This is a genomic window from Roseivivax sp. GX 12232, from assembly GCF_021272185.1.
Taxonomy (GTDB): domain Bacteria; phylum Pseudomonadota; class Alphaproteobacteria; order Rhodobacterales; family Rhodobacteraceae; genus Roseivivax.
In genome coordinates, this window is sequence record NZ_JAJSEC010000003.1 from 85,672 (window position 1) to 98,886 (window position 13,215).

Annotated in this window: 9 protein-coding genes; 5 read left to right on the forward strand and 4 right to left on the reverse strand. The window is 68.8% G+C overall.

All coding sequences use genetic code 11. The annotated features are described in order from the left end of the window. Positions 1-112 precede the first annotated feature (112 nt). The 5 genes from LR948_RS06865 to LR948_RS06885 all read left to right on the forward strand — a co-directional run bounded on the left by LR948_RS06865 (position 113) and on the right by LR948_RS06885 (position 7,998). Positions 113-1,726 (forward strand): PAS domain S-box protein, encoded by a 1,614-nt coding sequence (locus LR948_RS06865; RefSeq protein WP_232753253.1) that lies wholly within the window; start codon positions 113-115, stop codon positions 1,724-1,726. 124 nt (positions 1,727-1,850) lie between these two features. After that, a complete protein-coding gene (locus LR948_RS06870) occupies positions 1,851-4,073 on the forward strand; it encodes an NADP-dependent isocitrate dehydrogenase (RefSeq protein WP_232753254.1) in 2,223 nt (740 codons plus the stop codon). A gap of 243 nt (positions 4,074-4,316) precedes the next feature. Further along, entirely contained in the window at positions 4,317-5,345 is a 1,029-nt protein-coding gene (locus tag LR948_RS06875) for a histone deacetylase family protein (protein WP_232753255.1), read from the forward strand. Between the two features lie 239 nt (positions 5,346-5,584). Then, on the forward strand, positions 5,585-6,502 hold the full coding sequence (locus LR948_RS06880; RefSeq protein WP_232753256.1) for a lysylphosphatidylglycerol synthase transmembrane domain-containing protein: 918 nt from the start codon (positions 5,585-5,587) through the stop codon (positions 6,500-6,502). Positions 6,503-6,582: 80 nt separating this feature from the next. Further along, entirely contained in the window at positions 6,583-7,998 is a 1,416-nt protein-coding gene (locus LR948_RS06885) for an alkaline phosphatase D family protein (RefSeq protein WP_232753257.1), read from the forward strand. 288 nt (positions 7,999-8,286) lie between these two features. Here LR948_RS06885 and LR948_RS06890 read toward each other — a convergent pair whose 3' ends face one another. The 4 genes from LR948_RS06890 to LR948_RS18990 form a co-directional block, all read right to left on the reverse strand. Continuing rightward, on the reverse strand, positions 8,287-9,636 hold the full coding sequence (locus LR948_RS06890) for a TrkH family potassium uptake protein (RefSeq protein WP_232753258.1): 1,350 nt from the start codon (positions 9,634-9,636) through the stop codon (positions 8,287-8,289). A gap of 1 nt (position 9,637) precedes the next feature. Further along, positions 9,638-10,300 (reverse strand): TrkA family potassium uptake protein, encoded by a 663-nt coding sequence (locus tag LR948_RS06895; RefSeq protein ID WP_232753259.1) that lies wholly within the window; start codon positions 10,298-10,300, stop codon positions 9,638-9,640. Positions 10,301-10,406: 106 nt separating this feature from the next. After that, positions 10,407-10,937: a transcription termination/antitermination protein NusG gene (locus LR948_RS06900; RefSeq protein ID WP_232753260.1), complete on the reverse strand. Its 531-nt coding sequence runs from the start codon at positions 10,935-10,937 to the stop codon at positions 10,407-10,409. 41 nt (positions 10,938-10,978) lie between these two features. Beyond that, positions 10,979-13,138: a polysaccharide biosynthesis tyrosine autokinase gene (locus LR948_RS18990; RefSeq protein WP_232753261.1), complete on the reverse strand. Its 2,160-nt coding sequence runs from the start codon at positions 13,136-13,138 to the stop codon at positions 10,979-10,981. Positions 13,139-13,215: the final 77 nt, after the last annotated feature.

Sequence of the window (13,215 nt, forward strand, 5' to 3'; positions counted from 1 at the left end):
ACAAATCAAAAATGGTCTTTGGTTCGATTTTGGTAAGGGTTTTTAAATGTACAGGGCAGTGAAACGGGTGTTCTCCGTTAGAAACAAACAGGCCTTCGCGCTTCGACTGGTGATGGTCGGACTGCTGGCCACCTTCATCGTCACAGCCTTTGCCACCGTCGAATCCGAAGAAGCCCGATCTCCCGACATCTACCTTCTGCTGACCGCCTTTCTGTTCGTGGCGGTGGGGGCCTTCTACAAGCTCCAGCAGACCAGCCTGCGCCGCGACCAGATGCTGATGATGCAGCGCAAGGAAAACGCCGCGATGCGCGTCGCGCTCGACACCCATGCGATCGTTTCGGTCACCGATGCGGTGGGCACGATCATCGACGTCAACGAGCGCTTCGTGGAGCTGACGGGCTACACCCGCAGCGAAGCCATCGGCCGCACCCCGCGCTTCCTGCACGAATGCGCCGAGGGCGAGAACACCTTCCACGTCATCCGCAAGTCGCTGGACCAGGGGCTCAGCTGGCACGGCGAGCATTGCTCGGTCACCAAGAACGGCGAGCGGCGCTGGTTCGAGGTCACCGTGGTCCCGATGATGGACCGCCGCGGCAAGCTGATGAAGGCGATCTCGGTGCGCACCGACGTGACCGAGCAGCGCGCCGCCGAGGGTGACCGCCAGATGCGCGCGATCCTCGACAACCTCCAGGACGAGGTCTTCATCTACAATCTCGACGACACCTCGCTGCGCTACATGAACCGCGCGGCCTGCGACCGCTTCGGCTGGGCGCTCGACGAGGTGGCGGGCAAATCCATGCGCGACATCCGCGAGGACTTCGAGATCGACCGCTTCCGCGCCCATGTGGCGCCGCTGCTGGAAGGCAAGGTCGATGCGACCTACGCCCAGGGCAAGCTCGCGGGCTCGCCGGTCGAGGTCTCGACCAGCATCCTCGAGACCGCCGACGGCGAGCGGGTCTTCATCTCGATCCTGCGCGACATCCGCGAGCGCCATGCGCTGGCGCGGGCCAAGCTCTCCTCGGTCTCGGTGGTCAGCCACGAGCTGCGCACGCCGCTCACCGCCATTTCCGGCGCCATCAAGATGCTGCGCGGCCGCTTCGACCAGGACATGAGCCGCGAGGCCGCCGGCGTCGTCGAGATCGCCGAGCGCAACTGCGACCGGCTTTTGTTTATCGTCAACGACATCCTCGACCTCGAGAAGATCGAGGCCGGCAAAATGGCCTTCGACAAGAAGCACATCGACCTCAACGGCCTGGTGAACGAGGCGGTGACCACGCTGCAGACCTATGCCAGCGGGCTCAACGTGCGGATCGCGCTCGAATCCGACTGCGACAGCGCCATGGTCGAAGCCGACCAGGCGCGCCTCATGCAGGTCATGTCGAACCTGGTCTCGAACGCGGCGAAATATTCCTCCTCGGGGGATGTCGTGACCGTGTCCCTGGCCGACAACGGCAATTGCTGGCGGGTGGCGGTGCGCGACAGCGGCCCCGGCATCAGCCGCGAGAACCAGAAGAAGCTCTTCGACACCTTCGCGCAGATCTCGGCCGCCGACGGCAAGAAGCGTCTCGGCACCGGGCTCGGCCTCGCCATCACCCGGCGCATCCTCGACAACCACCAAGCCAGGATCGCGGTGCAGAGCGAGATCGGGAAGGGCTCGACCTTCTACTTCGACATCCCCAAGCTGGTCGACGATGGCAGCAACCGGATGCGGGTGATCGCGGCCTGAGCGCCGCCTCTTTCACCGCCTGATACCTGTCATCGGCGCCGGGGGCGCCTTGCCCTCCCGGCCCCGTGGACCCGGGCGGAATTGTCTTGTAGTGGTCTCGGCGAAACCTGCACAGGACGAGGCCATGACCGACAAAGCATATCCGGATATTGTGTATACAAAGGTAGACGAAGCGCCCGAGCTTGCCTCGCATTCGCTTCTGCCGATCATCCGCAGCTTCACCGATGCCGCAGGCGTGAGCGTCGGCATGAAGGACATTTCGCTTGCCGGGCGCATCCTCGCGGCCTTCCCCGAAAAGCTGACCGAGGCGCAGCGCCGCAGCGACGACCTGGCCGAGCTGGGCCGGATCGTGAAGGAGCCGCAGGCCAACGTCATCAAGCTGCCGAACATCTCGGCCTCGGTGCCGCAGCTCGTCGCCGCGGTGCGCGAGCTGCAGGGGCAGGGCTACGACATTCCCGATTACCCCGAGTCCCCCGAGAGCGACGCCGAGAAGGACGCCCGCGCGCGCTACGACGCGATCAAGGGCTCGGCGGTGAACCCGGTCCTGCGCGAGGGCAACTCCGACCGCCGCGCCGCCAAGCCGGTGAAGAACTACGCCATGGCGAACCCGCATTCGATGGGCAACTGGTCGGCCGAGAGCAAGACCACCGTGGCCAGCATGTCGGGCGGTGACTTCTACTCGAACGAGACCTCGACCACGCTCAGCGGCGCCCAGGCCGGCAAGGCGAAGATCGAGCTCGAGGCGGAGGACGGCAGCGTCACGGTGCTGAAGGAAGGCGTGGACTTCCCCGAGGGCACCGTGGTCGACGCGACCTTCATGTCGGCGCAGAAGCTCGACGCCTTCCTGGCCGAGCAGATCGCCGCCAGCAAGGCCGAGGGCGTGCTCTTCTCGCTGCACATGAAAGCGACGATGATGAAGGTCTCCGACCCGATCATCTTCGGCCACGCGGTGAAGGAATTCCTCAAGCCGGTCTTCGAGAAATACGGCGACGCGCTGAAATCCGCGGGCGTCGATCCGAACTCCGGCATCAAGGACCTGATGGCGCGTCTGCCCGAGACCGGCAAGGCCGAGGAGATCGAGGCCGAGATCAAGCGCGTCATGGACGAGCGGCCGCCGATGTACATGGTCGACAGCTCCAAGGGCATTTCCAACCTGCACGTCCCCTCGGACGTGATCATCGACGCCTCGATGCCCGCGGTGATCCGCGCCGGCGGTAAGGGCTGGGGCCCCGACGACGCCCAGCATGACGTCAACTGCGTGATCCCCGACAGCTCTTATGCGCCCGTCTACGACGAGACCATCGCCTACTTCAAAGAGACCGGCGCGCTGGATCCGACCACCTCGGGCACGGTGCAGAACATCGGCCTGATGGCGCAGAAGGCCGAGGAATACGGCTCGCATCCCACCACCTTCGAGATCCCCGCCAAGGGCAAGGTGCGGATGACCGCCGCCAACGGCGAGGTGATCCACGAGCACGCGGTCGAGCCCGGCGACATCTGGCGTTCGGCCAGCGCCAAGAAGGCGCCGATCGAGGACTGGGTGAAGCTGGCCATCGAACGCCAGCGCGCCGAGGGCTGCGAGGCGATCTTCTGGCTTGACGCCAAGCGCGCCCATGACGCCGAGCTGATCCGCTTCGTGAAGCCGATCCTCGAGGCCGAGGGCGTGGCCGACAAGTTCGCGATCATGGCCCCGCGCGAGGCGACCCGGCAGACGCTGGAGACCATCCGCCGCGGCGAGAACTCCATCGCGATCACCGGCAACGTGCTGCGCGACTATCTCACCGACCTCTTCCCGATCCTCGAGCTCGGGACCTCGGCTAAGATGCTCTCGATCGTGAAGCTGATGAACGGCGGCGGCCTCTTCGAGACCGGCGCCGGCGGCTCGGCCCCGAAGCACGTCCAGCAGCTGGTGGAGGAAAACCACCTGCGCTGGGACAGCCTCGGCGAGTTCTGCGCCCTGGGCGAGAGCCTGAAGTTCCTGGCCGACCAGCAGGGCAACGCCAAGGCGCGGGTCCTGGGCCAGGCGGTGGAAGCGGCGACGCAGGGCGTGCTCGACAACGACCGCTCGCCCTCGCGCAAGGTCGGCCAGCCCGACAACCGCGACAGCCACTTCTGGTTCGCGCTCTACTGGGCCAAGGCGCTGGCCGACCAGGGGGAGGACGCCGAGATCGCGGCGCATTTCGCCCCGATCGCCAAGGCGCTCGAAGAGAACGCCGAGACCATCACCGGCGAGCTGGCCGCCGCGCAGGGCCAGGCGGTGGACCTCGGGGGCTACTACAACACCGACGAGGCCAAGACCTCGGCGGTGATGCGCCCCTCGAAGACGCTGAACGAGATCCTCGGCTGACGCCGAGAGGTCTTGGCGACACGACGCCCGCCGGTCCCGGAATGGGGGCCGGCGGGTTTTTTGTTGGGGGGAGGGGGCCGTCGGCGGATGCGCGGGGCAGGGTGTCGGCGCGCGCCCGCAGCCCCTTCCCAGCGCCGCAGCCCGCCCCTAGGCTCCGCGACCCTGACCCCCGGAGCCCCCCTTCCCACCGTCGCACCCCGCCCCTAGGCTCCGGGCATCCCGACCCTGACCCCCGGAGCCCCCATGCGCGCCTTCTTCGACGACCGCCAAAGCCGTCACGACCCGCAAACCTTCCTGGTCGCGGGGATCCTGCAGCCCTCGCCGGAACAGCCCGAGCGGGCGGCGCGGCTGAAGCGCGGGGCAGAGGCGGCGGGCTGCACCTTCGAGGCCCCCTCGGATCACGGCATGGCGCCGCTCGCAGCGGTGCATGGCGCCGACTACCTGCGCTTTCTCGAGACCATCCATACCCGCTGGGCGCGGCTGCCGGGCGCGGGGCCCGAGGTGGTGCCGAACGTGCATCCCGCCAACCGCAGCGACAGCTACCCGGCCTCTCCGGCGGGGCTCGCGGGCTATCATCAGGCCGATACCGCCTGCCCGATCGGGGCCGAGACCTGGGGCTCGGCCTATTGGTCGGCGCAGACCGCCGTCTCGGCCGCCCAGGCGCTGGCCCGCGCGCCCGGAGAGGGGCTGGTCTACGCGCTCTGCCGTCCGCCCGGGCACCACGCCTTCGCCGATCTCGCCGGCGGCTTCTGCTTTCTCAACAATGCCGCCATCGCCGCCGAGGTGCTGCGGTCCGAAGGACGCCGGGTGGCGATCCTCGACGTCGACGTGCACCACGGCAACGGCACCCAGGGCATCTTCTACGCGCGCGGCGACGTGCTGACCGTCTCGGTCCACGCCGATCCGGCGGGCTTCTATCCCTTCTACTGGGGCCACGCCCACGAGCGCGGCGAGGGGGCCGGGCGCGGGGCCAACCTGAACCTGCCGCTGGCGCGCGGGGCGGACGACGCGGCTTTCCTCAAGGCGCTCGAGCGCGGGCTCGCCACGGTCCGGGCCTTCGGGGCGGATGTGCTGGTGGTGGCGCTGGGGCTCGATGCCCATGAGAGCGATCCGCTGCAGGGCATGGCGGTCACCACCCCGGGCTTCACCCGGATCGGCGCGGCGCTGGCCGCGGCGGGGCTGCCGATGCTGCTCGTGCAGGAGGGCGGCTATCTCTCCGACGCGCTCGAACACAACCTGACCGCCGCGCTGGAAGGCGTGCAGGGCGGGTGAGCCGCAAAGCCCTCGCGCCGCGCGCCCAAGCGTGCCGCCCATGCACCGCTTGGCCGGGCGCGCGCGCCCTGCGGGCATACTTTTGCCGCCGCCCGGCCTAGACTACCCGGAACCCCGCCCGCGTCCCGGGGCGCCGGCCCGTGCGTGTTGTGCCGGTCGCACCCAGGGCGTATAGGCGCGGCATGTTGGCGTGGGCATCATAGGCGGCGGCGATGCGGCTATCTCGGACGCAACTCCGCGTGATCCAGATCCTGGTGAGCCTCACCCTGCTCACGCTGCTCTGGCTCGCGGTGGACGGCCAGCAGGCGCTGCGGATCCTGCGCCGCGCGGACCTGGGCTGGATCGCGCTGGCCTGGCTGGTGATGAGCGCCCAGACCATCCTCTCGGCGGTGCGCTGGAAGCTGATCGCCGGGCGGCTCGGCCAGGTCTTCGGGCTGAAACACGCGCTGGCGGAATATTACCTCTCGCAATTCGTGAACCAGTCGCTGCCGGGCGGCATGGTGGGCGACGCGGGCCGGGCCTTCCGGGCCCGCAAGGCGGCGGGGCTCCTGCGCGCGGCCCAGGGCGTCTTCTTCGAGCGGCTGACCCAGCAGGCGGGCATCTTCGCGATCTTCGCGGTGACCTATGTGGTGACCACGGTGCAGCCCGGGGGCCTGCGCTGGCCGGTCTGGCTGACCTCGATCACTGCGCCCTTCCTGCTGATCTGCCTGGCGCTGCCGGTGCTTCTCTGGTTCGGCTGGCTGCTGCCCGGACCCCAGCGCCGGGCGCTGCAGGACCTCTGGTCGGCGCTCGAGGCCTCGCTTCTGAAACCGCGCATCCTGGCCTACCAGGTGCCGCTGGCGCTGATCACCGCGGCCTGCAACATCTTCGCCTTCTACGCCTGCGCCCGCTCCATCGGCACGGAATTGCCGCTCGCTGCGGTGCTGGGGTTGGTGCCGCTCATCCTCTTCATGATGCTGGTGCCGGTGACCGTCTCGGGCTGGGGCCTGCGCGAGGGCGTGGCCGCGGCGCTTTTCCCGGTGGCGGGCGCCAGCGGCTATTCGGGGCTCGCGGCCTCGATCGCCTTCGGGCTGGTCTTCCTCGCGGCGGTGCTGCCCGGGGTGCTGCCGATCCTTTTCCGCCGCAAGCGTGTTGAGGAAGACCCGGACCCGACCTAGCTGGCAATGCGGCGCCGGGCCCGCGGATCCGCCCGGCCGTTGTTCCGCCCGGCGCCCAGCCGGGCTCCGAGGAGTGCCCCATGCCCGTGACCGCCGGCCCCGTCCTGATCTTCCGCGCGCTCGACGACAGCGTGCTGCGGCTTGCCGCCCTGGTCCTGACCGACAGCGCCGAGAGCCCGCCGCCCGAGCTCGAGACCGAAGCGGGGCGCGTGGCGCCGCGGCTCCTGGCCGAGATCGGCGGCGAGGGCGTCTGGCGCTTCGACTTCGCCCTGCCGCGCGGCGGACGGCCGAGTTACAGCTTCGACGGCGTGAGCCACCGCGTCGCCACGGATTTCGACGGCGATCTGCGCATCGGCTTCGTCTCCTGCAACGGCGAGGAACACGGCGACCTCGACCGCGACGAGGCCGAGCGCAACGCCATGTGGCGGCACATGCGCGAGGCGCATCTGCAGTCGCCCTTCCACCTGATCCTGCACGGCGGCGACCAGGTCTATGCCGACGAGGTGACCCGCGGCCACGCGCTGAGCGAGAGCTGGCCCGAGGACCTCGAGGAGGCCCCGGGCGCCGAGGCCCTCGACGACCTCGAGGACCACCTGCGGCGCGGCTTTCTCGAACGCTACCGGCTGACCTACGCCGGGGCGGGCTTTGCCCGGATGGCTGCCGAGGTGCCCGCGCTGATGATCTGGGACGACCACGACATCTGCGACGGCTGGGGCTCGCTAGGCGAGGAGCTGGCCGCGCATCCGATCGCGCGGCGGCTCTTCCGCGCCGCGCGCGAGGCCTTCCTGCTGTATCAGCAGGCCGCGACCGAGGACGATGTGCCGGCGCTTTTCCTCGACCCCAAGGGCCGCTCCCTGTCCTTCCGGCGCGACCTGCCCGGGGTCAGCGTGATCGCCCCCGACCTGCGCTCGGAGCGCGGCATGGAGCGGATCATGGGCCCGGCGGGCTGGCAGGGCTTCGAGACGGCGGCCGAGGCCCCCGAGGAACGCGTCCTCCTGGTCTCCAGCGTGCCGCTTCTGGGGCCCCGGCTCTCGATCCTCGAGCGGCTGATGAACGCCATCCCGACCATGCAGAAATACGAGGACGACCTGCGCGACCAATGGCAGAGCCGCGCGCATCGCGCCGAATGGCAGCGCATGTTGCGCCGGGTCCTGGAGATCGAGGCCGGCGGGTCCGATGTCACCGCGCTTTCGGGCGAGATCCACCTGGCGACCCGCGCCACGCTCGACAGCCCGCGCGGCCCGGTGCACCAGCTGGTGGCCTCGGGCATCGCCCATCGCGCCCCGCCCAAGGCCTGGGCCTGGATGCTCGGCACGCTGGCGCGGCTCGGTGAGGCGCCGCTGCCCGAGCACCCGATCCGCATCGCGCCCCTACCGGGACGTGGCACCAATTACACCGCCGAGCGCAACTACCTGATGCTCGAACGCGAGGGCGGCGTCTGGTCGGCCCGCTGGGCGCTCGAGGAGAGCGGGGTGACCCCGGCGCTGCCGATCTGAGGGTTGGACTTCAGGGCGGTCGGTTGGTGTTTTTTGCTGGGTCCGGGCCGCCTTCGGCGCCCCGGACCGGGGGAGGGGGCGCTGCCCCCTCTGCGGGCGTGCCGCCCGCATTCACCCCCGAGGTATTTGGACAAGCTGAAGCATGGGGTGGGGCGCGTCGGGAGAGGGTGCGGCGCTGTTTTGGGAGCGGTTGCGTGTTGGGGGGGAGCGGCGCTTGTGGAGGGCGGCGGCGCGCCGTGGTGACGGGGACGCGCCGCTTTTCATGGGTATGCGAAGGGAGGCGGGCGCTCAGCCGAGGTAGATCCGGCCTTTGGGGTAGCGCACCCGCACGGCGCTGTGGGTGGCGAGGAAGAAGCCCAGCGTCAGCGGGCCGACCCGGCCGAGGAACATCACCACCATGATCACCGCGCGCCCGAGGGCGTCGAGCTCTCCGGTCGCGCCGAGCGAGAGGCCGACGGTGCCGAAGGCCGAGACCACCTCGAAGGCGAGGCTGATGAAGCTGCCCTCATAGGTGATCGAGACCAGGAAGAGCGCCAGGAAGACGATCAGGATCGAGACCGTGGTCAGCGCCAGGACCTTCATCACCTCTTCGAGGCCGAGGCTGCGCCCGAAGGCATGCAGCTCGGTGCTCTTGCGGAAAAACGCGATGGTGGCGAGCACCAGCACGATGGCGGTGGTGACCTTGATGCCGCCCGCCGTCGAGGTCGAGCCGCCGCCGACCAGCATGAGCGTCATGGTCATCAGCGTGGTGGCGTTCTCCATGCCCGCGGTGTCGAGCGTGTTGAAGCCCGCGGTGCGCGGGGTGACCGCCTGGAACCAGCTGGCGAGGATCTTCGCGCCGGTGCCCTCGAGCCCGCCGAGGGTCGCGGGGTTGCGCCATTCCAGCGCCGCGAAAAGCGCCCAGGCGGCGAGGATCAGGCAGAGCGTGCCGTAGAGCATGATCTTGCTGTGCAGGGTCAGCGCCCGCCAGCGCCGGGCCTCGTAGAGATCGGCCAGGACCACGAAGCCCAGCCCGCCGAGGATGAAGAGGAGCGGGATCACCAGGTTGATCACCGGGTTGCCGACCCAGGGCATCAGCGAGCCGTCGTCGAGCCCGAAGCCCGCGTTGTTGAAGGCCGAGACCGCGTGGAAGACCGCGTACCAGCCGCCCTGGGCCCAGCCCATCTCGGGCACGAAGACCGTCATCAAGAGGAGCGCGCCGAGGGCCTCGCAGGAGAGCGAGACCACCAGGATCACCCGCACCAGGCGCAAAAGGTCGCCGAAGGAGGACTGGTTGAGGTCCTCGCGCAGGACCAGCCGCTGGCCGAGGCCGACCTTCACCCCGATGGCCGAAAGGACGAAGACCGCGAAGGTCATCAGCCCGAGGCCGCCGAACTGGATCAGAAGCGCGATCACCAGCTGGCCGAAGAAGGTGAAATCCTGGCCCGTGGAGACCACCACGAGCCCTGTCACCGTGACCGCCGAGGTCGAGGTGAAGAGCGCGTCGTAGAGCCCCACGCCGCCGCTCTGCGAGATCGGCAGCGCCAGGAGCCCCGCGCCGAGGACGATCACGCAGAGATAAAGCGCCACCAGGAGCATCGGCGGCGAGAGCCGCACGACGCGGTCGAGGAGCCGCGAGCGCATGCCGATGAGCGCCATGTCAGAGGCTCGCCGCGAAGCGCCGCAGGTCGGCGCGCTGGCCGAGCAGCAGCAGCAGGTCGTCGCTCTCGAAGGTGCAGGCCTCGCCGTCCTGGGCGATGAACTTGGTGCCGCGCATCACGCCGACGCAGCGCAGGTTGAACTTCTCGCCATGCGCCAGGTCGCCGAGGCTCTTGCCTTCGAGGCTCTTGGGGATGCGGAAGTTCACCACGTAGAAGCCGTTGCCGAGGCTGATGTAGTCGCGGATCAGCGGGTTGTGCAGCACCTGGGCGATGTGCTGGCCGACCTCGACCTCGGGGTGCACGATCCGGTCGACGCCGAGCCGCGAGAGGATCCGGTGGTGGGTCTTGGTCCGGGCCTTGGCCCAGATCTTGTCGACGCCGACGAGCTTGAGGTTGATCGCCGAGAGGATCGAGGCCTCGAGATCCGAGCCGAGCGCCACCAGCGCCACGTCGCAATCGCCCATGCCGGCCTCCTTCAGGGCCTGGTCGTCGCGGGCGTCCACGATCAGCGCCTGGGAGAGCTTGTCGGCATGCGCCGAGACCCGCGTCTCGTTGATGTCGATGCCGATGACCTGGTTGCCGAAGCGGGTGAGCTCGCGGGCGACGGTGGAGCCGAAATTGCCCAGGCCCACGACGCCGAAGATGCGGGATTTCTCTGCCATGATGGAATGCTGTCCTAGCTTGGAAGGCGGCCCTCGGGCCTGTCCGCGGCTGAGGGTGGCGCGCCCGGGCCCGAAGGCAAGGCGCGGGCACCGCGGGGCGGGTGGCTCAGGCCTCGATTTTCTCGAGATAGACGGCGGGCACCGTGACGCGGGTCTTTTGGCCCATGAACTCCATCAGGAGCCGGATCCGGTCGTCGTCGCCGAGCGCCTCGATGCGGCTGACCAGCATGGCCATCGGGCCGTTGATGACCCGTACGAGGTCACCCTCGGCGAAGGCCGGCACGGTCTCCAGCACCTCGTCGCGGTCGCAGCGCGCCAGGAGGCCCGCCATAAAGTCTTGGGGCAGGGGGCGGGGGTGGCGCGGGTCGTCCAGCACCACCCGGGTGAGCCCGCGCGTGGCGTTGAGCTTGCGCCAGTCGGCGCCCGCGGGGTCGAACTGCACGAAGACATAGCCCGGGAAAAGCGGCCGCGGGCGGCTGGTGAGCTTGCCCGCGCGGCGCGTGGTCTCCATCCGCCGCGGCGCGAAATGCGCGAAGCCCTGGCGGGCGAGGTTGCGTTCGGCCAGCGTCAGCCCGTTGGGCTTGAGCTGGGCCGCGAACCAGTTCCGGGGATTCTGCGTGTCGCTGTTCCTGTCCATCGCGTCTGTGTCCATGACATCAATCGCAGGGCTTTGGGGCCTCAACTGTCGTAGTAGCCCGCGCCATAGGCACCATAAGCGCCGTATTTGCCGCCGTAGCCGTAGCGCTTCATGCCCTTGTGGTCGATCTGGCTCAGCACCAGGCCGGTGACCGGCACGTTCACGGTGGCGAACTGGCGCATGGCCTCGCTGACCTGGGACTTGGTGGTGCGGTCCCAGGCGGTGGTGAAGGCGATGGCGTCGACATGCTGGCCGATCACCCGGGCGTCGGGCACCACGAGCACCGGCGGGGTGTCGATGATGATCGTGTCGTAGATGCCGCGCATCTTCTCGAGGAACTGCTTGAAACGCTCCGAGGAGAAGACGTCGGCGGCGTTGAGGCTGGACTTGTCGCCCATCAGCACGTCGACCTTGAGGCGCGGGTCGCGCACCAGCGCGTCCTCGACCGAGGCTTCCTCCATCATCACCGCGACGAGGCCGGGCTGGTTCGCGGGCACCTCGAAGTATTCCTGGAAGGTCCGGCGGCGGATGTCGGCCTCGATCAGCAGGACCTTGCGGCCGAGGCCGGCGAGGTTATGCGCCAGCGAGATGGCCTGGGTGGTCTTGCCCTCGCCGGGCAGCGAGGAGGTCGACATGATGAGCTGCGGCGGGTGGTCCACATCCGAGAGCAGCACCGAGGTCCGCAGGTTGCGGATCGCCTCGGCGGCGGCCGAGGTCGGCTTGTCGTTGAGATACTGGATGAGGCCCTGCCGCTTCTTGATCGGCATCTTGGGGATCTGGCCGAGGATCGTGCGGCCGGTATGCGCCTCGAGGTCCTCGGCGGTGCGGAAGCCCTGGTGCAGGAACTGCCGGCCCAGCACCACGGCGGCGCCGATCATCAGGCCGAGGATCATGGACAGCGCCAGGATCAGCCCCTTGCGCGGCTCGACGTAGCGGCCCGGCGTCGCCTCGGAAAGGACGCGGCTGTCGGCGTTCATCAGCCCGCGCTGGACCGTGGCCTCCTTCAGGCGGGCCAGGAAGGTCTCGTAGAGCGTGCGGGTGGTCTCGATCTCGCGGTTGAGCTGTTCGAGCGCCGAGAGGTCCTCGGATTGGGCCTGAAGCTCGTTCTCCTGGCGCCGCATCGAGGCCTCGAGGGCGGCGGACTGCGAGCGCAGGCGTGCGAGCGTGGTCTCCTGCCGGGAGACCAGCATCTCGGCACGGTCGAGGAAGCTCTGGCGCGCCTCCGCGTCGCCGGCCTGGGCCTCGGAGCGCAGGCGGGTGAGGATCGGGTCGTCCAACTCCTCGGCCAGAAGTGCCAGGTCTTCATTCTCGAGCGCGCCGGTCAGCATGGCGACCTCGGCGGCCTGGGCGTCGACATCGGCGCGGGTCTCCTCGAGACGGTTGCGCACGTCGATGAGCTGGCGGTTCACCGCCTGCAGCGCCTCGGGGGTGATCAGGTCGGTCTCTGTGCGCAGCTGCTGAAGCCGGTCCTCGCCGTCGTTCAACTCCTGCTCGAGCTCGGTGACGCGCTCGGAAAGCCAGGTCACCGCGGTCTCCAGGCTGTCGAACTTCGCCTGCACCTGGTCGTCGATATAGACCTCGGCGAGGGTGTTCACGACCTGCTGGGACTTCGCCCGGCTGGTGGTCGTGGCGGAGACGTTGAAGACATAGGTGTCGCGCTTGACGCTGGCGGAGATGGCGGCGCGGAGGTTCTCCACGGTCTTGTTGAGGATGTCCTCCTCGGTGAGCGCCTCGCCGGTGTTGGCCGTGGCGCCGGTCAGGCCCGCGACGACCTCCATCACGTTGCCGATCGAGAAGGCGGGCTCGGGCCGCAGGGCGGCGTTGAACTCCGGGTCATCCAGCAGGTCCAGCCGCTCCACCAGCTGCAGGAGCACATTGCGCGAGAGCAGGATCTCGAGCTCGGTGTTCATGCTGGCGTCTTCGGTGGAGACGCCGCTCACGATCGATTCGATGTCGGCGATGGGCGAGGATTGGACCGAGATCGCGACGGTGGTGGTCGAAGTGTATTTCGGCACCGCCACGACATAGGCGTAATAGGCCCCGATGAAGAGCGCGATGAGCGCCGCGCCCGCCAGCATCAGCTTGCCGCGCCAAAGCGTGCCGGCCAGTTCCAGAAGGTCGATCTCGTCGTCCTGGTCCGCCGGTTGCGGCGGAGGCGTGACGCTCGGCCTGTTCTGGAATGCGGAGTAGCTTTTATTCACGGCGCGCTCTCGAATTTCTGGGGCAAATTCTTTTGCGAAACTTTTATCAGGTGTCGGCTGACAGTGAAGGGCCTAGG

What these genes read in the sequence shown, in the direction of transcription:
- LR948_RS06890 (WP_232753258.1), bottom strand. Translation starts at nt 9,636, where the DNA reads ATGGCGCTCATCGGCATGCGCTCGCGGCTCCTCGACCGCGTCGTGCGG.
- LR948_RS06865 (WP_232753253.1), top strand. Translation starts at nt 113, where the DNA reads ATGGTCGGACTGCTGGCCACCTTCATCGTCACAGCCTTTGCCACCGTC.
- LR948_RS06895 (WP_232753259.1), bottom strand. Translation starts at nt 10,300, where the DNA reads ATGGCAGAGAAATCCCGCATCTTCGGCGTCGTGGGCCTGGGCAATTTC.
- LR948_RS06875 (WP_232753255.1), top strand. Translation starts at nt 4,317, where the DNA reads ATGCGCGCCTTCTTCGACGACCGCCAAAGCCGTCACGACCCGCAAACC.
- LR948_RS06870 (WP_232753254.1), top strand. Translation starts at nt 1,851, where the DNA reads ATGACCGACAAAGCATATCCGGATATTGTGTATACAAAGGTAGACGAA.
- LR948_RS06885 (WP_232753257.1), top strand. Translation starts at nt 6,583, where the DNA reads ATGCCCGTGACCGCCGGCCCCGTCCTGATCTTCCGCGCGCTCGACGAC.
- LR948_RS06900 (WP_232753260.1), bottom strand. Translation starts at nt 10,937, where the DNA reads ATGGACAGGAACAGCGACACGCAGAATCCCCGGAACTGGTTCGCGGCC.